This window comes from Mycobacterium mantenii, from assembly GCF_001667865.1.
GTDB lineage: Bacteria > Actinomycetota > Actinomycetes > Mycobacteriales > Mycobacteriaceae > Mycobacterium > Mycobacterium mantenii_A.
Map to the genome: position 1 here is coordinate 27,782 of NZ_LZJP01000076.1, position 22,460 is coordinate 50,241.

General features: G+C 70.3%; 18 protein-coding genes and 1 pseudogene. 17 read left to right on the top strand and 2 right to left on the bottom strand.

What is annotated here, in order from left to right; translation table 11 throughout:
• Window positions 1–2: 2 nt before the first annotated feature.
• On the bottom strand, window positions 3–653 hold the full coding sequence (locus tag A5688_RS11850; RefSeq protein WP_067833666.1) for an LppM family (lipo)protein: 651 nt from the start codon (window positions 651–653) through the stop codon (window positions 3–5).
• Window positions 654–800: 147 nt separating this feature from the next.
• On the bottom strand, window positions 801–1,409 hold the full coding sequence (locus A5688_RS11855; protein ID WP_067833663.1) for a GNAT family N-acetyltransferase: 609 nt from the start codon (window positions 1,407–1,409) through the stop codon (window positions 801–803).
• Between the two features lie 332 nt (window positions 1,410–1,741).
• Between A5688_RS11855 and A5688_RS11860 the strand changes: the two genes are divergently transcribed.
• From A5688_RS11860 to A5688_RS11940, 17 genes and pseudogenes are all read left to right on the top strand, one after another.
• Window positions 1,742–2,143, top strand: a complete 402-nt coding sequence (locus A5688_RS11860) for a DUF3040 domain-containing protein (protein ID WP_067833587.1) — start codon at window positions 1,742–1,744, stop codon at window positions 2,141–2,143.
• Window positions 2,144–2,554: 411 nt separating this feature from the next.
• Window positions 2,555–2,986 carry a division/cell wall cluster transcriptional repressor MraZ gene (mraZ, locus tag A5688_RS11865; protein ID WP_067909879.1) on the top strand — a complete coding sequence of 144 codons (432 nt, stop codon included), beginning with the start codon at window positions 2,555–2,557 and terminating at the stop codon, window positions 2,984–2,986.
• Window positions 2,961–4,145, top strand: a complete 1,185-nt coding sequence (gene rsmH / locus A5688_RS11870) for a 16S rRNA (cytosine(1402)-N(4))-methyltransferase RsmH (RefSeq protein WP_120312532.1) — start codon at window positions 2,961–2,963, stop codon at window positions 4,143–4,145. Before mraZ ends, rsmH begins: the two co-directional genes overlap by 26 nt.
• Window positions 4,142–5,422, top strand: coding sequence for a hypothetical protein (locus A5688_RS11875; RefSeq protein ID WP_067909873.1), 1,281 nt, complete (start codon window positions 4,142–4,144; stop codon window positions 5,420–5,422). Before rsmH ends, A5688_RS11875 begins: the two co-directional genes overlap by 4 nt.
• 104 nt (window positions 5,423–5,526) lie before the next feature.
• On the top strand, window positions 5,527–7,488 hold the full coding sequence (locus tag A5688_RS11880) for a peptidoglycan D,D-transpeptidase FtsI family protein (protein WP_082951194.1): 1,962 nt from the start codon (window positions 5,527–5,529) through the stop codon (window positions 7,486–7,488).
• Window positions 7,489–7,591: 103 nt separating this feature from the next.
• Window positions 7,592–9,177, top strand: a pseudogene (locus A5688_RS11885) (UDP-N-acetylmuramoyl-L-alanyl-D-glutamate--2,6-diaminopimelate ligase).
• A complete protein-coding gene (locus A5688_RS11890) occupies window positions 9,174–10,739 on the top strand; it encodes a UDP-N-acetylmuramoyl-tripeptide--D-alanyl-D-alanine ligase (protein ID WP_067833569.1) in 1,566 nt (521 codons plus the stop codon). Before A5688_RS11885 ends, A5688_RS11890 begins: the two are co-directional and overlap by 4 nt.
• Window positions 10,736–11,815: a phospho-N-acetylmuramoyl-pentapeptide-transferase gene (gene mraY, locus A5688_RS11895; RefSeq protein ID WP_067833566.1), complete on the top strand. Its 1,080-nt coding sequence runs from the start codon at window positions 10,736–10,738 to the stop codon at window positions 11,813–11,815. The genes A5688_RS11890 and mraY overlap by 4 nt, the downstream gene beginning before the upstream one ends.
• Window positions 11,815–13,284 (top strand): UDP-N-acetylmuramoyl-L-alanine--D-glutamate ligase, encoded by a 1,470-nt coding sequence (gene murD / locus A5688_RS11900; protein WP_067910007.1) that lies wholly within the window; start codon window positions 11,815–11,817, stop codon window positions 13,282–13,284. Before mraY ends, murD begins: the two co-directional genes overlap by 1 nt.
• 7 nt (window positions 13,285–13,291) lie before the next feature.
• Window positions 13,292–14,989 (top strand): putative lipid II flippase FtsW, encoded by a 1,698-nt coding sequence (ftsW, locus tag A5688_RS11905; protein ID WP_067910023.1) that lies wholly within the window; start codon window positions 13,292–13,294, stop codon window positions 14,987–14,989.
• Window positions 14,986–16,221, top strand: a complete 1,236-nt coding sequence (gene murG / locus A5688_RS11910) for an undecaprenyldiphospho-muramoylpentapeptide beta-N-acetylglucosaminyltransferase (protein ID WP_067910012.1) — start codon at window positions 14,986–14,988, stop codon at window positions 16,219–16,221. The genes ftsW and murG overlap by 4 nt, the downstream gene beginning before the upstream one ends.
• Window positions 16,218–17,699, top strand: a complete 1,482-nt coding sequence (gene murC, locus A5688_RS11915) for a UDP-N-acetylmuramate--L-alanine ligase (RefSeq protein ID WP_067833655.1) — start codon at window positions 16,218–16,220, stop codon at window positions 17,697–17,699. Before murG ends, murC begins: the two co-directional genes overlap by 4 nt.
• Complete coding sequence (locus tag A5688_RS11920) at window positions 17,696–18,709, top strand: cell division protein FtsQ/DivIB (protein WP_082955071.1); 1,014 nt, start codon at window positions 17,696–17,698, stop codon at window positions 18,707–18,709. Before murC ends, A5688_RS11920 begins: the two co-directional genes overlap by 4 nt.
• Before the next feature lie 281 nt (window positions 18,710–18,990).
• Complete coding sequence (gene ftsZ / locus A5688_RS11925) at window positions 18,991–20,151, top strand: cell division protein FtsZ (RefSeq protein WP_067833653.1); 1,161 nt, start codon at window positions 18,991–18,993, stop codon at window positions 20,149–20,151.
• 79 nt (window positions 20,152–20,230) lie between these two features.
• On the top strand, window positions 20,231–20,947 hold the full coding sequence (gene pgeF, locus A5688_RS11930) for a peptidoglycan editing factor PgeF (protein WP_067910015.1): 717 nt from the start codon (window positions 20,231–20,233) through the stop codon (window positions 20,945–20,947).
• Between the two features lie 5 nt (window positions 20,948–20,952).
• On the top strand, window positions 20,953–21,738 hold the full coding sequence (locus A5688_RS11935; protein WP_067910026.1) for a YggS family pyridoxal phosphate-dependent enzyme: 786 nt from the start codon (window positions 20,953–20,955) through the stop codon (window positions 21,736–21,738).
• 66 nt (window positions 21,739–21,804) lie between these two features.
• Window positions 21,805–22,449: a cell division protein SepF gene (locus A5688_RS11940; protein ID WP_007770769.1), complete on the top strand. Its 645-nt coding sequence runs from the start codon at window positions 21,805–21,807 to the stop codon at window positions 22,447–22,449.
• The last annotated feature ends 11 nt before the right edge of the window (window positions 22,450–22,460 follow it).

Consider the following 22,460-nt stretch of genomic DNA (forward strand, 5'->3'; position numbering starts at 1 on the left):
ATTCAGCTGGGCGGCGGTTGGTCGCGCGGTGCGGTCAGCCGCGGTGACCGGTCCCGGCTGACCCAGGCCAGCAGCCCCACGACCCCGGCGGCGGCGAAGGACGCGATGCCCAGCCACACCACCGCTCCGGTGAAGGACCGGGTGTTGGGGTCGGTGTAGCGAGCCTGGGCGGTCATGGTGGTCACCACGCCCGGTTTGAGCTTCCACGTCACCACGTCGGGTTCGGCCCGGTCGCCGTTGGTGGAGGTCACCACGCCGGGGAAGGCGACCGTCAGCTCGACGTCGGCCTCCGAATCGGTCAGCGCCGTCAGGTCCGCCCGGCCTTCCAGGATCACCAGGTTGCCGTTGCGGCGCAGCGTCAGGTTGACCCCGGAGGCGTCGGAGTTCATGTTCGCCAGCTGTGGCAACTCGGCGAATGTCAGATCGGAGAACACCGCCTGCGAGCCGACGTAGCCGTCGCTGTCATAGTTCGATACCGCCACCTTCTGGCTGAACGGCAGGTTATTGCTGTCCAGCTGCGGACCGGTGTCTTTGGAGGTCTTGGGTTTGGCGGCGGCGACGATCTCACCGGACACCAGGTCATCGGGCGAGATGGTGAGCGAGGCCCGGACCCGCAGGCATCCGGTGGCCAGCGGCACCAGCATGAGCAACATCGCGATGGCCACCAGGCGGCGCCGTCGAGTCCGAGACGCTCGGGATCCTCGGCTGCGGGGCGGGGGAGAGCTGGCTCGCACCACGTCATCGTGCCAGATCCGATGTGCCCCTTAACGGAGCCTGCCGATGTGTGCCGGGTCGGGGTGCTACAGGGGCAGCTTGCGGCCCAGGATCGCGAACGCCCGCGGGTCGCCGGCGAAGTGGTAGCCGCGGATGATGTCGTTGAACCCCAGGCGTCGGTACAACCGCCAGGCGCGATTGGGTTCACCACTGGTTTCCGGCGTGGAGAGCAGCACATTCTGCTCGGCACGGCCGGCGAGCAGCCGCCGGGCCAACGCCTCGCCGAGGCCGCGACCCTGGGCGCAGGGATGGATGTGCAGCTCGGTCAACTCGAAGTAGCTGTCCATCAGCCGGGAGATCTCCTGGGGCGGCGAGCCGCCGCGCTGCATGCCCAGCACGACCTGCTGCTGCCACCATTGCCCGGGCGCACCGGGGTAGCCGTAGGCGACGCCGAGCAGCCGGGCGCCGGCCAGGTCTTCCGCCGAGGGCAGCTGTGCGCCTTCGCCGCCCGCATCGGGGGTTTCCACGACGCCGGCGCCCTGCCAGCCACGTCGCCGGATGTGTTCCAGCCACATCGCGGCGCGCTGATTCTCGGTGCCCCGCGGGTAGCGCATCGCATCGACGTACACCGACAGCGCGTCATCCAGGCGACGCTCCATGTCGCCGGGAAGCAGATCGATGAGGAATATCGCCAATTCGCGGTGTCCCTCCTCTGATCCAGGTTCGTGCGGCGCCTCGCAATTATGTGGGTCGCTGTGTACCGGGCCGCTGTCGCCCATTATCGGACCCGTGTGCGGCGGGCCGACGAGCGGTGGCACCGGACCGACGAGCCGCCCGGTACGGGAAGCCGGTTGTAGCGCACGGCCGTTCCGGTCTGGCGGGGTGCCGGGAGGCGGTCGGGATAGAATCGGCGCCGAACCAGTGGTATGGGGCAGATTGACCTCGTATCATTCAATTAGTTGCCCCCGCAACGGGCATCAGCGTGTTATCGATAGTCACGTGCCAAACTGTCGGCAAGGAGGGACGAATGCCACTCTCCGATCATGAGCAGCGGATGCTCGATCAGATCGAGAGCGCTCTCTACGCCGAGGACCCCAAATTCGCGTCAAGCGTCCGTGGCGGCGGGTTTCGCGCACCGACCGCCCGTCGGCGGCTGCAGGGCGTAGCGCTGTTCGTCATCGGTCTGGCGATGCTGGTCTCCGGGGTGGCGTTCAAGGCCACGATGATCGGAAACTTCCCGATCCTCAGCGTCTTCGGGTTCATCGTCATGTTCGGCGGGGTGATCTTCGCGATCACCGGCCCCCGGTTGTCCGGCAGGTCCGATCATTCCGGCCCGGCCCCCACATCGCTGCGCCAGCGCCGCAACAAAAGCGGGGGTTCGTTCACCAGCCGCATGGAGGACCGCTTCCGCCGCCGCTTCGACGACTGAGCGCATCCGTGCACTCGGGGCAGCCGGCCGGCTGCCCCGATTTGTTTGTCCGGGACCGGGTGTCGGCGCCCCTGCCGTCGCGGGTCTGACACCTGCGCAACCGTCGATGCCGTTTTGCGGCCCGATCGAGGCCTAACCGAGGCGCGTCGCAACCTCGGAGCCCCACCGGGCCCCACTAATGTTCCCCACTACGCCCCACAAATCGCGTTTTGCCTGGTTGGCAGGGTGTGGTCGATGACCCGGAACACGCCCGGTCGCGGGCTCGACACACCCCGTCCGAGGCTTTTGCGGCCTCCTGACGACGCATAACCCCAGAAACGCCACGGCGACACTCAAAGAATGGGGCGAAGTGGGGGATTGTGGGGTATGGTGGCTGCAGTGTTTGGGTGACCTCGAACGGGAGGTGAGCTGGTGTTTCTCGGCACCTACACGCCCAAACTCGACGACAAGGGGCGGCTGACGTTGCCCGCCAAGTTCCGCGACGCATTGGCAGGGGGGTTGATGGTCACCAAGAGCCAGGACCACAGCCTCGCCGTCTACCCGCGGGCGGAATTCGAGCTACTGGCCCGCCGCGCGAGCAAGGCGTCGCGGAGCAACCCGGACGCCAGGGCCTTCCTGCGCAACCTCGCCGCCGGCACCGACGAGCAGCATCCCGACGCGCAGGGCCGCATCACCCTGTCGGCCGACCACCGTCGCTACGCGAGCCTGTCCAAGGACTGTGTGGTGATCGGCGCGGTCGATTACCTCGAAATCTGGGATGCGCAGGCCTGGCAGGACTACCAGCAGACCCACGAAGAGAACTTCTCCGCGGCCAGCGATGAAGCACTCGGCGACATCATCTGAGGCGCATGCCCGTGCAACGTGGCCTCTGCCCGAACCGACCCTGACGTACTTCCCCAACGCCAGGTTCGCGTCTTCGGTCAGAGGCCTCGATGCAGGGGCGCCGCGCCCGATCAGGTGCCGGCAGATCCGTGGAGGCGTTGCGGTGGCTGACAATTCGAGTTCCGACGATTATGGGCATGTCCCCGTGCTGCTGGAGCGCTGCGTCGAACTGCTCACGCCCGCCCTGACTCGTCAGCACCCCGACGGGTCGGGGGCGACCCTGGTCGACGCCACCCTCGGCGCCGGCGGTCACGCGGAACGGTTCCTGACCGACCTGCCCGGCCTGCGGCTGATCGGGCTGGACCGCGACCCCAGCGCGCTGGACATCGCCCGGGCGCGGCTGGCGCGCTTCGACGACCGGGTCACCTTGGTGCACACGCGCTACGACGGCGTCGCCGACGCGCTGGCCGAATCGGGTTATGCGGCAACCGAGTCGGTGGACGGCATGCTGTTCGACCTCGGGGTGTCGTCCATGCAGCTGGATCGCGCCGAGCGCGGCTTCGCCTACGCCCAGGACGCGCCGCTGGACATGCGGATGGACCCCTCGGCGCCGCTGACCGCGGCCGACATCGTCAACACCTATGGCGAGGCGGAGCTGGCGAGCATCCTGCACCGCTACGGCGAGGAGCGGTTCGCGCGTCGCATTGCCGCGCACATAGTTCGCCGGCGTGCCCGCGAGCCGTTCACGTCGACCTCGGACCTGGTAGCCCTGCTCTACGAAGCGATTCCGGCCGCGGCCCGGCGCACCGGCGGGCATCCGGCCAAGCGCACGTTCCAGGCGCTGCGGGTCGCGGTCAACGACGAACTCGACACGCTGCGCCGCGCGCTGCCGGCCGCCCTCGACGCTCTCACCGTCGGCGGGCGCATCGTGGTGATGGCCTACCAATCGCTGGAGGACCGAATCGTCAAGCGGCTCTTCGCTCAGGCCGTCGCGTCGCGGACCCCGGTCGATCTGCCGGTCGAGCTTCCTGGGCATGAGCCCCGATTCCGGGCCCTGACGCACGGCGCCGGACGCGCCGACGCCGCCGAGGTTGAACGCAATCCACGTAGTGCCGCAGTGCGATTGCGGGCGCTGCAACGAATGGAATCACAGCACGCTAGCGGGAGAGGCGACGCATGAGAGCAGAACGCGACACGTCGAAACGGCGCGGTGGCAGCGACCGTCGGGGCGGACGCGACGGTTCTGCCCGGCGGAGCAGTCGCCCCGGGGCCGAATCCGGGTCGGCGCGGCGCACCCGAAGCGGCCGGACCTCGGCGCCCGCCCGCGAAGCCCGGGCGCCCAAGTCCGGACCGCAGACCAGCCCCATCGCGCGGCCGGTAGAGCGGCCGGCGCGGCCCAAGAGCACCAGCCAGGCCAAGGCGCGGGCTAAAGCCCGGAAAGCCAAGGCCCCCAAGGTCGTTCGTCCCCGCCTGAGCGAACGGTTGGCCGCTCGGCTGGCGTCGATCGACCTGCGGCCGCGCACATTGGCCAGCAAGGTCCCGTTCGTCGTCCTGATCATCGGTGCGCTGGGCATCGGGCTCGGGCTCACGCTGTGGCTGTCCACCGACTCCGCCGAGCGTTCCTACAAGTTGAGCCACGCCCGGGAGCGGACCCGGTTGCTGCAGCAGCAGAAGGAAGCGCTGGAGCGCGATGTTCGCGAGGCCGAGGCCGCCCCGGCGCTGGCCGAGGCGGCCCGAAAGCAAGGCATGATCCCGAGCCGGGACACCGCGCACCTGGTCCAGGACCCGTCCGGTAACTGGGTGGTGGTCGGCACGCCCAAGCCGGCCGACGGTGTTCCGCCGCCGCCGTTGAACAACAAGCTTCCCGACGAGGCGCCGCAACCCCCCAAGCCGCCCGCCGCCCCTCCCGAGGTCTCGGTTCGGGTGGAACCGGCCCCCGGCGCCCCGGCCAGGTCCGGCCCCGAAGCCCTGCTGCGCGCTCCCGACGGCGCGTCGACGGTGGGCGGTCAGCACCTGCCGCCGGCGGCGCCCCCGGTGCCCGGCGCGCCTGCCGCCCCCGGTGTGCCGGTGCCCGGTACGCTGCCCGGCATGCCAGGTGGACCGGCGACGGGTGCATTGCCCGTTATGCCCGTAGCCCCGCCAACCGGTGCGCTGCCCGCTGCACCCGCCGCTCCGCTCACCGGACACGCGCCCGGCGTCCTGCCGGCGCCGCCCACGCCCGGACTGCCCATGCCGGCCGGGCCGGCGACCGCTCCGGCGCCCGCCGAGGTGCCGATTCCGTTGGGCGGGCTGCCGATTCCGGCTCCCGGCCAGGTGCCCGCGCCGTTGCCCGCCGAGATCCCGGTTCCCTTGCAGTTGGGCCGCCCGGCGGCGCCGGCTCAACCCGTGGTTCCCGCCGCCCCGGCTAACGGCCTGCCCGGGCCCGCCACCGTCGCGGCGCCAGGTGCCCCCAGGTGACCCGCGGTGAATCCCCGCGGGCACGCCGGTCCCAGTCGGCACGGCCGACACGTGGTCCCCGGAAGGAATTGGCGGGCAAGGGCGGACGGCAACCCAAGCGTCGCCTGAAGCCGCAGCAAGCCGAAGCCGGCCGGGACGTCCAAGAGCCGAAGCGCTTCCGGAAAGCCAAACAGGCCAAGGGCGTAGGGGCAACGCAGCGGTCCGAGGCGGTGGGGCACTCGGCGCGGGAGCGTCGCACCCGTCAGCTCGTGGAATTGACCAGCCGCGGCGGGTCGTTCGTCTTCCGGCATCGGGCCGGCAATGTGGTCATCCTGGTGTTGATGCTGGTGGCCGCCGCCCAGCTGTTCGTCCTGCAGGTGACCAACGCCGCGTCGCTGCGCGCCCAGGCGGCCGGCCAGCTCAAGGTCACCGATGTGGAAAAGGCGGTGCGCGGCAGCATCATCGACCGCCGCAAAGACCAGCTTGCCTTCACCATCGAGTCGCGTGCGCTGACGTTTCAGCCGAAGCGGATCCGCAAGCAGCTGGAGGAGGCCAAGGCCAAGAATTCGGCCGCCCCCGATCCGCAGCAGCGGTTGCGCGATATCGCCAAGGAGGTCTCCAGTCGCCTGGGCAACAAGCCGGACTCGGCGACGGTGTTGAAGAAGCTGCAAACCGACGAGAACTTCGTCTACCTGGCCCGCGCGGTGGATCCCGCTGTCGCCAGCGCGATCTCGGACAAATATCCCGAGGTCGGTTCCGAGCGTCAGGACCTGCGCCAGTATCCGGGCGGATCGCTGGCGGCGAACATCGTCGGCGGCATCGACTGGGACGGTCACGGGCTGCTGGGGCTGGAAGAGGCCATGGACTCGGTGCTGTCCGGCACCGACGGTGCGGTCACCTATGACCGCGGCTCTGACGGCGTGGTGATCCCCGGCAGTTACCGCAACCGGCACCGGGCGGTCAACGGCTCGATGGTCCAGTTGACCCTCGACGACGACATCCAGTTCTACGTGCAGCAGCAGGTTCAGCAGGCCAAGAATGTGTCTGGCGCGCACAATGTTTCGGCCGTCGTGCTCGACGCGAAGACCGGCGAGGTGCTGGCCATGGCCAACGACAACACGTTTGACCCCTCCCAGGACATCGGGCGTCAGGGCGACAAACAGCTGGGCAACCTGGCGGTGTCCTCGCCGTTCGAGCCCGGCTCGGTGAACAAGGTGATCACCGCGTCCTCGGTCATCGAGTACGGCCTGTCCAATCCCGACGAGGTGTTGCAGGTCCCCGGCACCATCCAGATGGGCGGGGTGTCCATCCACGACGCGTGGGATCACGGCGTGATGCCCTACACCACCACTGGAGTGTTCGGAAAGTCTTCCAACGTCGGCACTTTGATGCTCGCCCAGCGCGTCGGCCCGGAACGCTTCTACGACATGGTCCGCAAATTCGGTCTGGGGCAGCGCACCAATGTGGGGCTGCCCGGCGAGAGCGCCGGACTGGTGCCGCCGATCGACCAGTGGTCGGGCAGCACCTTCTCGAACTTGCCCATCGGCCAAGGTCTTTCGATGACACTGCTGCAGATGACCGGCATGTATCAGGCGATCGCCAACGACGGGCTGCGGATACCGCCGCGGATCATCAAGGCCACCATCGCACCCGACGGCACGCGGACCGAAGAGCCCCGTCCGGAAGGCGTGCGGGTGGTGTCGCCGCAGACGGCGCAGACGGTGCGCAACATGCTGCGCGCCGTCGTGCAGAAGGACCCGATGGGTTACCAGCAGGGCACCGGGTCGGCCGGCGCGGTGACGGGCTACCAGATGGCCGGCAAGACGGGTACCGCGCAGCAGATCAACCCGGCCTGCGGCTGCTACTTCGACAACGTCTACTGGATCACGTTCGCCGGTATGGCCACCGTCGACAACCCCCGGTACGTCATCGGCATCATGATGGACAACCCGGAGCGCAACGCCGACGGCACACCGGGCCACTCGGCGGCCCCGCTGTTCCACAACATCGCCGGCTGGCTCATGCAGCGCGAGAACGTGCCGCTGTCGCCCGACCCCGGCCCGCCGCTGACGCTGCAGGCCACCTAGCGAAGTCGGGCAAAGCCCGCCTTCGTGGAGCCGCTCGGCGGCCCCGTCGGCGTGCGGATCACCTCGTGGCCGGTTGCGGCTAGGTAGGGTGTCATGGCCGATCATGAGGATCACGCGGCGTCGGAGGGAGGTGTGGCTGAGGTGGTGTCGGTGCCCACTGGGTTACGCCCCAGCGCCGCCGCGGGTGTGCGGCTGGCCGCGCTCGCCGATCAGGTGGGCGCGGTGCCGGCGGACGGTCCAGGTCAGGGCGGCGTGCCCGACGTGACCATCACCGGCGTCACGCTTCGCGCCCAGGACGTGCGGCCCGGTGACCTGTTCGCTGCGCTGGGGGGTCTGACGACGCACGGGGCCCGCTACGCCGCCGAGGCGATCGAACGTGGCGCGGCCGCCGTGCTCACCGATCCCGCCGGAGTCGACCAGATGTGCGCGGCCGGCGCCCCGGCCGTGCCGACGCTGGTGCATCCCGACCCACGCAGCGTGCTCGGCGGCCTGGCCGCCACGGTGTACGGGAACCCGTCCGAGCGGGTGGCCGTCATCGGCATCACCGGCACCTCCGGCAAGACCACCACCACCTATATGGTCGAGTCCGGTCTGCGCGCCGCCGGCCGCCGGGCCGGGCTGATCGGCACGATCGGCATCCGCATCGACGGCGTCGACATCCCCAGCGCGCTGACCACTCCGGAAGCCCCCGCGCTGCAGGCGATGCTGGCGGCGATGGCCGAACAGGGCGTGGACACCGTCGTCATGGAGGTCTCCAGCCATGCGCTGGCATTGGGCCGGGTGGACGGAACCGGCTTCGCGGTCGGGGGTTTCACCAACCTGTCGCGCGATCACCTCGACTTTCACCCCACCATGGCCCACTACTTCGACACCAAGGCCATGCTGTTCGACCCGCACTCGCCGCTGCGGGCCCGCCGCGTGGTGGTGTGCATCGACGACGAGGCCGGGCGGGCCATGGCGGATCGAGCCGGCGACGCGATCACCGTCAGCGCCGAGGGGCGGCCCGCGCACTGGCGCGCCGTCGATGTCGCGCCGATGGGCGCCGGGGGACAGCAGTTCACCGTCATCGATCCCGACGGCGCGCGGCATGAAATCGGGGTCCCGCTACCCGGCCACTACAACATTGCCAATTGCCTTGTGGCACTGGCCCTTCTGGACGCCGTAGGGGTGTCACCGGAGGATGCGGCGCCGGGACTGCGGCAGACCCGGGTGCCGGGACGCATGGAAGAGATCGACGCCGGGCAGGACTTTCTGGCGCTGGTCGACTACGCCCACAAGCCGGGCGCCTTGCGCGCGGTGCTGACCACGCTGGCGGGCCCGGGTCGCCGGCTGGCGGTGGTGTTCGGCGCCGGGGGCGAACGCGATCCGGGCAAACGGGCCCCGATGGGCGCGACGGCCGCCGAGCTGGCCGATCTAATCGTCGTCACCGACGACAACCCGCGCGGTGAGGACCCGGCGGCGATTCGCCGGGAAATCCTGGCTGGTGCGTCCGAAAGTGGTTGTGCGGCAGAGGTTGTCGAGATCGCCGATCGGCGCGAAGCGATCAGGCACGCGGTCGCCTGGGCGGGTCCCGGTGACGTCGTGCTGGTCGCCGGCAAGGGCCACGAAACCGGACAGCGCACCGGCGACCACACCCGCCCCTTCGACGACCGCGTCGAGTTGGCGCAGGCGTTGGAGGATCGCGCATGATCGACCTCACGGTCGCGCAGATCGCCGAGATCGTCGGCGGCACGCTGGCCGACATCTCGGCGCCGGACGCCGCGCAGCGGCACGTCACCGGGACGGTCGAGTTCGACTCACGCGCCATCAAGCCGGGCGGGCTGTTCCTGGCGCTGCCGGGCGCGCGCAGCGACGGGCACGATCACGCCGCCTCGGCCGTGGCGGCCGGCGCGGTGGCCGTCCTGGCTGCGCGACCGGTCGGCGTTCCGGCCATCGTGGTCGCACCCGAGGGGGCTTCGGGATCGCGGGCCGGGGTGCTCGAGCACGACCCGGACGGCTCGGGGGCCGCAGTCCTGGCCGCGCTGGCCAAGCTGGCCCGGGCGGTGGCCGCCGAACTGGTGGCCGGCGGGCTGACCATCGTCGGCATCACCGGATCGTCGGGGAAGACCTCGACCAAGGACCTGGTGGCCGCCGTGCTGGCGCCGCTGGGCGAGGTGGTGGCCCCGCCGGGGTCGTTCAACAACGAGCTCGGGCATCCGTGGACGGTGCTGCGCGCGACGGCCGACACCGACTACCTGGTTCTCGAGATGTCGGCGCGCCATCCCGGCAACATCGCCGCGCTCGCCGAAATCGCCACACCGTCCATCGGGGTGGTCCTCAACGTCGGCACCGCGCACCTGGGCGAGTTCGGCTCACGCGAGGCCATTGCCCAAACGAAATCCGAACTGCCGCAATCAGTTCCAGTTTCCGGCGTGGTGGTCCTCAACGTCGACGATCCGGCGGTGGCCGCGATGGCGGCGGTGACCGCGGCCCGGGTGGTCCGGGTCAGCCGCGCCGAGCACACCGGCGCGGGTCCCAGCGACGTGTGGGCCGGGCCGGTGTCGCTCGACGAATTGGCCAGGCCGCGGTTCACGCTGCACCGGCGCGACCCGTCCGGGGTGAGGCAGGTGCCGGTGCAACTCGGTGTCTACGGCGACCACCAGGTCGGCAACGCGCTGTGCGCGGCCGCGGTCGCGCTGGAATGCGGCGCCGACCCCGAACAGGTGGCGGACGCACTCGCCGGGGCGGGTCCGGTGTCGCGGCACCGCATGCAGGTCACCACCCGTGCTGACGGGGTTACCGTGATCGACGATGCCTACAACGCCAACCCCGATTCGATGCGGGCCGGGTTGCAGGCGCTGGCCTGGATCGCGCACGGCGGGGGTGAAGCGGGCGCGCGGCCCCGCCGCAGTTGGGCGGTGCTCGGCGAAATGGCCGAGCTCGGTGAGGACGCCATAGTCGAGCACGATCGCATCGGCCGGCTGGCCGTGCGCTTAGATGTGTCTCGACTCGTTGTCGTGGGAAGTGGGAGGTCGATGAGCGCCATGCACCACGGAGCGGTCATGGAGGGTTCCTGGGGCGCGGCCGATCAGGGGGCCGTCAACGTCGCCGACAGCGATGCCGCTCTGGCGCTACTGCGGGCCGAGGTGCGACCCGGCGACGTCGTCCTGGTCAAGGCGTCGAACTCGGCCGGCCTCGGTGCGCTGGCCGACGCCCTGGCCGCCGAAGAGTCGGCAGGCTCGGCGGGCGCCAACGGCGGGACGCGCGCGTGAGGCAGATCCTGATCGCCGTCGCCGTCGCACTGACCGTGTCGATACTGCTGACCCCGGCGCTGATCCGGCTGTTCACCCGGCAGGGATTCGGCCACCACACCCGCGAGGACGGCCCGCCCACCCATCACGCCAAGCGGGGCACGCCGTCGATGGGCGGGGTGGCCATTCTGGCCGGCATCTGGGCGGGCTACCTGGGCACGCACCTCGCCGGGCTGGCCTTCGACGGTGACGGTGTGACCGTGTCGGGCCTGTTGGTGCTGGGACTGGCCACCGTGCTCGGGGGCGTCGGATTCCTCGACGACCTGATCAAGATCCGCAGGTCGCGCAACCTCGGTTTGAACAAGACGGCCAAGACCGTCGGGCAGGTCGCCGCCGCGGTGCTGTTCGGCGTGCTGGCGCTGCAATTCCACAACAACAACGGCCTGACACCGGCCAGCGCGGATCTGTCCTACGTGCGCGAGATCGCCACTGTCACCCTGGCGCCCGGGCTGTTCGTGTTGTTCTGCGTGGTCGTCGTCAGCGCCTGGTCCAACGCGGTCAACTTCACCGACGGCCTGGACGGCCTGGCCGCCGGAAGCATGGCGATGGTCACCGCCGCCTACGTGTTGATCACCTTCTGGCAGTACCGCAACGCCTGCGTCACCGCGCCCGGGCTGGGCTGCTACAACGTGCGCGATCCGCTGGACCTGGCACTAGTCGCGGCGGCCACCGCCGGCGCCTGCATCGGCTTTCTGTGGTGGAACGCCGCGCCCGCCAAGATCTTCATGGGCGACACGGGATCCCTGGCGCTGGGCGGCATCATCGCGGGCCTCTCGGTGACCAGCCGCACCGAGATCCTCGCCGTCGTGCTGGGCTCGCTGTTCGTCGCCGAGGTCACCTCGGTCGTGTTGCAGATCTTGACTTTTCGCACCACCGGGCGCCGGGTGTTCCGGATGGCGCCCTTTCACCACCACTTCGAGTTGGCCGGCTGGGCCGAGACCACGGTCATCATCCGCTTCTGGCTGCTGACCGCGATCGCCTGCGGGCTGGGCGTGGCCCTCTTCTACGGTGAGTGGCTGGGCGCGATCGGTGCCTGATGAGCGGTCTTGAGGCCTCGCTGGAACCGCTGGTGCCCGGCGCGCCGGTGCTGGTGGCCGGCGGCGGGGTAACGGGCAGGGCGGTGCTGGCCGCGCTGACCCGGTTCGGCGCGGCACCCACGATGTGTGACGACGATCCGGCCACGTTGCGCGGTTTCGCCGAGGCCCGCGTGGCGACCGCGGCCACCGCGACCGCGATTGAGCAGATCTCCCGTTACGCGCTCGTGGTCACCAGTCCCGGCTTCTCGCCGACCACCCCGCTGCTGGTCGCCGCCGCGGCGGCGGGGGTGCCGATCTGGGGTGACGTGGAGCTGGCCTGGCGGCTCGACGCCGCGGGCCACTACGGACCGCCGCGGCGGTGGCTGGCGGTGACCGGAACCAACGGCAAGACGACCACCACGTCGATGCTGCACGCCATGTTGACCGCCGCCGGCCGGCGCAGCCTGCTGTGCGGCAATATCGGCGAGCCGGTGCTCGACGTCCTGCCCCAACCCGCCGAGCTGCTGGCCGTGGAGCTGTCGAGCTTCCAATTGCATTGGGCGCCTTCGCTACGGCCGGAGGCCGGCGCGGTGCTCAACGTCGCCGAAGATCACCTCGACTGGCACGGCAGCCTGGCCGCGTACGCCGCGGCCAAGGCGCGGGTGCTCGATGGCCGGGTGGCGGTGGTGGGCCTGGACGACGGCCGGGCGGCGGCGCTGCTGGACACCGCCCGGGCGCCGGTGCGCGTCGGCTTCCGCCTGGGCGAACCGGCGGCGGGGGAGCTGGGCGTGCGCGACGGCCAGCTGGTCGACCGTGCCTTCGCCGACGACCTGGCGCTGCTGCCCGTCGAGTCCATCCCGGTGCCGGGGCCGGTCGGGGTGCTCGACGCCCTGGCCGCCGCGGCGCTGGCGCGCTGCGTCGACGTGCCGGCCGAGGCGATCGCCGCCGCGATCGCCTCGTTCCAGGTGGGCCGGCATCGGGCCGAGGTCGTGGCCGTCGCCGACGGGATCACCTACGTCGACGACTCCAAGGCCACCAACCCCCACGCCGCGGAGGCCTCCGTGCTGGCCTACCCCCGGGTCGTCTGGATCGCCGGCGGTCTGCTGAAGGGCGCGTCCGTCGACGCCGAGGTTTCCAGGATGGCGTCCCGGCTGGTCGGGGCGGTGCTGATCGGCCGAGATCGGCAAGAGGTTGCAGAGGCGTTATCGCGACACGCGCCGGATGTACCCGTCCTCCACGTTGTGACAGGCGAGGATGCTGGTATGGATGCGACTGCTGTGGTGCATGGGGCAGATGTGACAGAAGTGAAACAATTCGGTGGCGATCTGAGCACGGCGGTGATGGACGCGGCGGTAGCCGCCGCGCGCACCGTGGCGAAGCCCGGCGACACCGTCGTGCTGGCACCGGCGGGCGCATCGTTCGACCAATTCGCTGGTTACGCCGACCGTGGCGACGCCTTCGCGGCGGCCGTGCGCGCGGCGCTCCGGTAGGGCGGGCGTGGGTAACGCACTGACCCGGCTGCTGCGCCGGGGTAAAGACGCTTCCGAGACCGCCGCGGCCGAGCCCGGGCCGGGCGGAGAGCCCGACGGGGACGACGGCCTGAACGCAGATGCCGACAAGCAGGCCGACAAGCAGGCCGAGAAGGCGCCCAAGGCCAAGAAGGACAAGGCCACCGCCGCGGAGGGCGGTACGCACGGCCGGTTCGGCGCCTGGCTGGGCCGGCCCATGACGTCGTTTCACCTGATCATCGCGGTGGCCGGGTTGCTGACGACGCTGGGGCTGATCATGGTGCTGTCGGCGTCGGGCGTGCGGTCCTACGACGCCGACGGATCGGCGTGGGTGATCTTCGGCAAACAGGTGCTGTGGACCGTGATCGGGCTCATCGCGTGCTACGCCTCGTTGCGGATGTCGGTGCCTTTCATCCGGCGCGTCGCGTTCACCGGCTACGTCGTGACCGTCATCCTGCTGGTGTTGGTGCTCGTTCCCGGCATCGGCAACCTGGCCAACGGATCTCGTAAGTGGTTCGTCGTCGCGGGCTTCTCGATGCAGCCGTCCGAGCTGGCCAAGATCGCCTTCGCCATCTGGGGCGCCCACATGCTCGCCGCCCGTCGCCTGGAGCGGGCGAGCCTGCGGGAGTTGCTGATTCCGCTGGTGCCGGCGGCGGTGATCGCGCTGGCGCTGATCGTGGCGCAGCCCGACCTCGGGCAGACGGTGTCGCTGGGCATCATCCTGCTGGCGCTGCTGTGGTACGCCGGGCTGCCGCTGCGCGTCTTCGTCACCTCGCTGCTGGCCGTGTTCGTGGCCGGCGCGGTCCTGGCCATGTCGGCCGGCTACCGGTCGGACCGGGTGCGGTCCTGGATCAACCCCGAGAACGACCCGCAGGACACCGGCTACCAGGCCCGGCAGGCCAAATTCGCGCTGGCGCACGGCGGTATTTTCGGCGACGGCCTGGGCCAGGGCGTGGCCAAATGGAATTACCTGCCCAACGCCCACAACGACTTCATCTTCGCGATCATCGGCGAGGAGCTCGGTTTCGTCGGGGCCTTCGCGCTGCTGGTGCTGTTCGGGTTGTTCGCCTACACCGGCATGCGGATCGCCCGCCGCTCGGCCGACCCGTTCCTGCGGCTGTTGACCGCCACCACGACGATGTGGGTGCTGGGCCAGGCGTTCATCAACATCGGCTACGTGATCGGCATCCTGCCGGTGACCGGCATCCAGCTGCCACTCATCTCCGCCGGTGGAACATCCACCGCGGCAACGCTTTTCATGATCGGCATCATGGCCAACGCGGCTCGTCACGAACCGGAGGCGGTTGCCGCGCTGCGGGCGGGCCGCGACGACAAGGTGAACAGGATCCTGCGGCTGCCGCTGCCCGAGCCCTACTCGCCGACGCGGCTGGAGGCGTTCCGCGATCGCAGGCGTGCCCGTCCCAAGTCGGCCGAGGCGACGCGCAAGGGCCCGGGGGCGCCCGGGCGCAAGACGGCCCGCAAGGCCCCCCACAAGGCCTCCCATAAGGCCTCCCAGGAGGCCGACGCGCCGCTGCGGCGAACCACCGGCCGGCCGGCTCGCCAGACCGGGGGTACCGCCCGCTCACGGGCGAGGCATCATGGATCTGGCCAGCGCCGCGTCAGCCAGGCGGCCGGCCAGCGTCAGCCACGACGCGCTCGCGCATTGGAAGGTCAGCGTTACGGGTGAACAACACGGTCAACAAGCCGACCGGCGGGCGGGGGGTAAACCCTTCGCCCGCCGGTGCCGCGTTGTCCTCTTTTACCTCTCACAAGCCGCTGTCGGTCGTGCTGGCCGGGGGCGGAACCGCCGGCCACGTCGAACCGGCGATGGCCGTCGCCGACGCGCTGAGTGCTCTCGATCCGCAGGTCAGGATCACCGCGTTGGGCACCGCCCGGGGGCTGGAGACCCGGCTGGTGCCCGAGCGCGGCTATGACCTCGAGCTGATCACGCCGGTGCCGTTGCCGCGCAAGCCCAGCGGCGACCTGGCCCGGCTGCCCTCGCGGGTGTGGCGGGCGGTCCGGGAAACCCGTGCCGTGCTGAGGGCGGTCGACGCCGACGTGATCATCGGTTTCGGTGGGTACGTGGCGCTGCCGGCCTACCTCGCGGCCCGCGGGGTGGCGGGGCGCAAGCGCCGGGTCCCGGTGGTGATCCACGAAGCCAATGCCAGCGCCGGGCTGGCCAACCGGGTCGGGGCCCGCAGCGCCGACCGGGTGCTCTCCGCGGTGGCCGACTGCGGGCTGCCGCGCGCCGAGGTGGTCGGCGTGCCGGTGCGCGAGGCCATCACCTCGCTGGACCGCGCGACGCTGCGCGGCGAGGCTCGCAGGTACTTCGGTTTCGCCGACGACGCCCGGGTTGTGCTGGTGTTCGGCGGCTCGCAGGGGGCCGCCTCGCTGAACCGGGCCGTCTCCGGGGCGGCCGCCGAGCTGGCCGCCGCCGGCGTGGCCGTCCTGCATGCGCACGGCCCCAAGAACACGCTCGACCTGCGCGAACCGCGGCCGGGTGACCCGCCCTACGTGGCGGTGCCCTACCTCGACCGGATGGACCTGGCCTACTCGGCCGCCGACCTGGTGATTTGCCGGTCCGGCGCGATGACGGTCGCCGAGGTCTCGGCCGTGGGCTTGCCGGCCATCTACGTGCCCCTGCCGATCGGCAACGGCGAGCAGCGCTTGAATGCGCTGCCGGTCGTCAACGCCGGGGGCGGCATGATCGTCGCCGACGCCGATCTGACGCCCGAGTTGGTCGCCCGGGAAGTGGCGGCGCTGCTGGGCGATCCGCCACGGCTGGCGGCCATGACCGCTGCCGCGGCGCGAGTGGGACATCCCGACGCGGCACGCCAGGTCGCCCAGGCGGCGCTGGACATCGCCAGGAAGGCGCAGCTCGGCCGCCCGAGTACCCGGTGGACCAGGGAAACCTCGTGAACACCGAACAGCTGCCGCCCGAGCTGCAGCGGGTGCACATGGTCGGCATCGGGGGAGCCGGCATGTCGGGCATCGCGCGCATCCTGCTCGACCGCGGCGGGCTGGTGTCCGGCTCGGATGCCAAGGAGTCGCGCGGCATTCACGCGCTTCGCGCCCGGGGTGCGCAGATCAACATCGGGCACGACGCGTCCTCGCTGGATCTGTTGCCCGGCGGCGCCACCGCGGTCATCACCACCCACGCCGCCATCCCGAAAACCAATCCCGAGCTCGTCGAGGCCCGGCGCCGCGGGATCCCGGTAATCCTGCGGCCGGCGGTGCTGGCCAAGCTGATGAACGGGCGCACCACGCTGATGGTCACCGGCACGCACGGCAAGACGACGACGACGTCGATGTTGATCGTGGCGCTGCAGCACTGCGGACGCGACCCGTCGTTCGCGGTCGGCGGCGAGATGGGGGAGGCCGGCACCAACGCCCACCACGGCAGCGGCGACTGCTTCGTCGCGGAGGCCGACGAAAGCGACGGCTCGTTGCTGGAGTACACGCCCGACGTCGCCGTGGTCACCAACATCGAGACCGATCACCTGGACTTCTACGGCAGCGCCGACGCCTACGTCGCGGTGTTCGACGCCTTCGTGGAGCGGCTGGCCCCCGGCGGGGCGCTGGTGGTGTGCGTGGACGACCCGGGGGCCGCGGCACTGGCGCGGCGCACGGCCGAGCTGGGCATTCGGGTGCTGCGTTACGGGTCGGCGGCGCAGGGGGGTGCGGCGCAGTCCGGCGAACTGGCCGCCACGTTGTTGTCGTGGCAACAGCAGGGCACCGAAGCCGTCGCGCAGATCCAGCTGGCCCCCGAACTGGACCGGGAGCAGCACCCGAGGGTGATGCGGTTGTCGGTGCCCGGACGCCATATGGCGCTCAACGCGATGGGCGCGCTGGTGGCGGCGATCGAGATCGGCGCCCCGGCCGACGCCGTGCTGGACGGCCTGCAGGGCTTCGAGGGCGTGCGCCGCCGATTCGAGCTGGTCGGCAGCGCGGCGTCGGTGCGGGTGTTCGACGACTACGCGCACCACCCCACGGAGATCAGCGCGACGCTGACGGCGGTCCGCACCCTGCTCGAGCAGAGCGGTGACGGCCGCGCCATCGCGGTATTCCAGCCCCATTTATATTCGCGGACAAAGGCTTTCGCCGAGGAGTTCGGGCGAGCGCTGGACGCGGCGGACGAAGTCTTCGTTCTCGACGTCTACGGCGCGCGTGAACAACCGCTGGCCGGCGTCAGCGGGGCCACCGTCGCAGAGCACGTCAGCGTGCCGGTGCGCTATCTGCCGCACTTCTCCGCCGCCGCCGAGCAGGTGGCTGCGGCCGCCGGGCCGAACGATGTCATCGTCACCATGGGAGCGGGCGACGTGACCCTGCTGGGGCCCGAGATCGTCACGGCGTTGCGGGTGCGGGCCAACCGGAGCGCCCCCGGGGCGTTGCGATGACGCAGTCGGACGATCCCGTCCCGACCAACGTGGTCGGCGAACAGGCCGACGGTCGGCCGCCCGGCGTCGACGCAGACGACAGCGCGGCCACCGAACCGCTCGCCACCGGCGCCGGCCCGGACCGGACGGGAGCCGACGCGGGGGTCGATCGGCAGCGCGAAGAAGAGGCCGATAAGGAGGCCGGCGAGGCCGGGGTCGAGGGCCCGCGCCGGCGCGCCCGCCGCGAACGGGCCGAACGCCGCGCCGCGCAGGCCCGCGCCACCGCCATCGAAGAGGCCCGCCGGGAGGCCAAGCGCCGCGCCAGCGGACGACTGGTCAACGAGCCCAAACCCGTTGCGCGCGGCGTGGTTCGGGGCCTGAAGATGCTGCTGGCGACCGTCCTGCTGGTGATCGTCGGGATCGGGCTGGCGTTGATCCTCTATTTCACGCCCGCGATGGCGGCCCGCAACATCGTCGTGGTCGGCACCGGGGTGGTGACCCGGGAAGAGGTCCTGGACGCGGCGCGGGTGCGGCCCGGAACGCCGCTGCTGCAGATCAACACCAGCCAGGTCGCCGACCGGGTGGCCGCGATCCGGCGAGTGGCCAGCGCGCGGGTGCAGCGCCAGTATCCGTCGGCGCTGCGGATCACCATCGTCGAGCGAGTCCCGGTGGCGGTCAAAGACTTTCCCGATGGCCCGCATCTCTTCGACCGGGACGGCGTGGACTTCGCGACCGGGCCGCCGCCACCGGCGCTGCCCTACCTCGACGTCGCGGACCCGGGGCCGAACGACCCGGCGACCAAGGCGGCGCTGCAGGTGCTGACCGCGCTGCGTCCCGAGGTCGCGGGCCAGGTCGGCCGGATCGCGGCGCCCTCGGTGGCCTCGATCACGCTGACCCTCGGCGACGGCCGGGTGGTGATCTGGGGGACCACGGACCGCACCGACGAGAAGGCCGAGAAGCTGGCCGCGCTGCTCACCCAGCCCGGCAAGACCTACGACGTGTCCAGCCCCGACCTACCGACGGTCAAATAGCGATCTTTGTCACGCCGCTCGGGCCTACACACCGTCGAACAGCACGCACGCCGCACCGGGGGAGGAAAATTGCGCAAAATTTGCGGAACGCGTGTCGGCGCGCCTGCCGTGTTAGGGCCCGCCATACCCATACCGTTCTGGTTGCGCGGTACTACTTGACATAACTCTAACTCTATGGTTGAGGTTGAGGGTTTGCCAGAGAGAACCGCGAACGTCCGGAGGAGCCACCGCCGGTAGCCCATCACCGGGAGAACTAAGCCCATCAGGGAGGAAGACGAATGATGACCCCCCCGCACAACTACCTGGCCGTCATCAAGGTCGTGGGTATCGGTGGCGGCGGCGTCAACGCCGTCAACCGGATGATCGAACAAGGCCTCAAAGGCGTGGAGTTCATCGCGATCAACACCGATGCGCAAGCGCTGTTGATGAGTGATGCCGACGTCAAGCTCGATGTCGGGCGCGACTCCACGCGTGGCCTGGGCGCCGGCGCGGACCCCGAAGTCGGCCGCAAGGCCGCCGAGGACGCCAAGGATGAGATCGAGGAGCTGCTCCGCGGCGCGGACATGGTGTTCGTCACCGCCGGCGAGGGCGGCGGGACCGGGACCGGCGGGGCGCCCGTCGTCGCCAGCATCGCGCGCAAGCTGGGTGCGTTGACCGTCGGCGTGGTCACCCGCCCGTTCTCGTTCGAGGGCAAGCGGCGCGGCAACCAGGCCGAGAGCGGCATCTCGGCGCTGCGCGAAAGCTGCGACACCCTGATCGTGATTCCCAATGACCGCCTGCTGCAGATGGGCGACGCCGCGGTATCGCTGATGGACGCCTTCCGCAGCGCCGACGAGGTGCTGCTCAACGGTGTGCAGGGCATCACCGACCTGATCACCACGCCGGGCCTGATCAACGTGGACTTCGCCGACGTCAAGGGCATCATGTCCGGCGCGGGCACGGCCCTGATGGGTATCGGTTCCGCACGCGGCGAGGGCCGTTCGCTCAAGGCCGCCGAAATCGCCATCAACTCACCGCTGCTGGAGGCATCGATGGAGGGCGCCCACGGCGTGCTGATGTCGATCGCCGGCGGTAGCGACCTGGGCCTGTTCGAGATCAACGAGGCGGCCTCGCTGGTGCAGGACGCCGCCCACCAGGACGCCAACATCATCTTCGGCACCGTGATCGACGACTCGCTGGGCGACGAGGTGCGCGTCACCGTCATCGCCGCGGGCTTCGACGCCGCCGGCGCCGGCCGCAAACCCGTGATCGGCAGCGGCGCCGACAAGGAGGAGAAGACCGGCGGCGCGCACCGGATCGAGTCGGCGAAGGCGGGCAAGCTCACCTCGACGTTGTTCGAACCGGTCGACGCGGTCAGCGTGCCGGTTCACACCAACGGCTCGACGTTGAATATTGGCGGCGATGACGATGACGTCGACGTGCCGCCGTTCATGCGTCGCTGAGATCATGCCCGTGACCCTGGACCCCCGATCGGAACAGTCGGGGCCGCCTGGCCGACACGGAATCTTCGATACTGGTCATGTGAGCGTTCGCGTCAGGCGGGTGACCACCACCCGCGCCGGTGGTGTCTCCAAGCCGCCCTTCGACACCTTCAACCTGGGCGACCACGTCGGTGATGACCCGGCGGCGGTGGCCGAAAACCGGGCCAGGCTGGCGAAGGCGGTCGGACTGCGCCCGGGCCGCCTGGTGTGGATGAACCAGGTTCACGGCGATCGGGTCGAGGTGGTCGACGGGGCTCAGCGAACCGCGGTCGGCGGAAGGGTAGGCACCGACGCGTTGGTGACCCGCACGGCGAGACTCGCGCTGGCGGTGGTGACCGCCGATTGCGTTCCGGTGTTGATGGCCGATGCGCGTGCCGGGGTGGCCGCGGCGGTGCACGCCGGCCGGGTCGGCGCCCAGCGTGGCGTGGTGGTCCGGACGGTGGAGGCGATGCTGGCGCTCGGCGCGCAGCCCGAAGACATCTCGGCTCTGTTGGGCCCGGCGGTCAGCGGCCGCAACTACGAAGTGCCCGCCGCGATGGCCGACGAGGTCGAGGCCGCGTTGCCGGGCAGCCGCACCACCACCGCCGCCGGAACACCCGGACTGGATCTGCGGGCCGGAATCGCTTGCCAGCTAAGGGATTTGGGTGTGACGGCAATCGACATCGATCCGCGGTGCACGGTGGACGACCCGGCGTTGTTCAGTCATCGCCGGGACGCGCCGACCGGCAGGCTGGCCTCACTGGTCTGGATGGAGTGACCTCGATGGCGGTGGGAATACCAGCCCCGGACAGTCGAAGCGACCGCGAATCGGAATTGACCCACGCATTGGCATCGGTGCGCTCGCGCCTTGCGGCGGCGGCCGAAGCGGCGGGCCGCAATGTCGGTGAAATCGAAGTCCTACCGATTACCAAATTCTTTCCAGCAACCGATGTTGTGATTTTGTCCCGATTGGGTTGCCGGGCCGTTGGCGAATCGCGGGACCAGGAGGCGACGGCGAAAGTGGCCGAAGTCACTCGGCTGCTGGCGGCGCCCGGGCGGGCGAACGTGGGAAATCCGCGGTGGCACATGGTCGGTCATATTCAGCGGAACAAGGCCCGGTCGGTGGCGCGCTGGGCGCATACCGCTCACTCGGTGGACAGCGCACACCTGGTGTCCGCGCTCGACAAGGGGGTGGGCGCGGCCTTGGCCGAGGGCAGCCGCACCGACCCGATGCGGATCTACGTCCAGGTCAGCCTCGACGGCGACGAGTCTCGCGGCGGCGTCGACATTTCGCGACCGGGCGCCGTCGACGAGGTGTGCGACCAGGTCGAGGAGTCCACGAACCTGGACCTGGTCGGGCTGATGGGGCTCCCCCCGCTGAACGCGGACCCCGATGAGGCCTTTGACCGGCTCCAATCCGAGCATCGCCGCGTTCTCGAGTCGCATCGCAACGCGGTCGGACTGTCCGCCGGCATGACCAACGACTTCGAAATCGCCGTCAAACACGGTTCGACATGTGTGCGTGTCGGTACCGCGCTATTGGGTCCGCGGCGGTTACCGTCACCGTAAGTAGTCACTGCAGTAACAGCTTTATCACTAACACCAGTACTCCCAGGGGCTAGAAGGGTCAACGCAATGAGCACACTGCACAAAGTCAAGGCCTATTTCGGTATGGCCCCAATGGACGACTACGAGGACGAGTATTACGACGACCACGCTCCGTCCCGTGGTTTTCCGCGCCCGCGATTTGACGACGGATACGGTCGCTACGAGCAAGACGACTACGACGATCCGCGCCGCGAGCCCGCCGACTACCCGCCGCCCGCCGGCTACCGCGGCGGCTACGGGGACGAGCCTCGCTACGGCGCCGTCCACCCCCGCGAGTTCGACCGGGGCGAGCGGGGCGGGCCGCGCTTCGGGTCGTGGTTGCGCAACTCCACCCGCGGAGCGCTGGCGATGGACCCGCGCCGCATGGCGATGATGTTCGAAGAGGGCCACCCGCTGTCCAAGATCACCACGCTGCGGCCCAAGGACTACAGCGAGGCCCGCACCATCGGTGAGCGCTTCCGCGACGGCACCCCGGTCATCATGGACCTGGTGTCGATGGACAACGCGGACGCCAAGCGCCTCGTCGACTTCGCGGCCGGCCTGGCCTTCGCGTTGCGCGGCTCCTTCGACAAGGTCGCGACCAAGGTGTTCCTGCTCTCACCCGCCGACGTGGATGTGTCCCCGGAGGAGCGCCGCCGGATCGCCGAAACCGGTTTCTACGCTTACCAATAGGCGAATCCGCC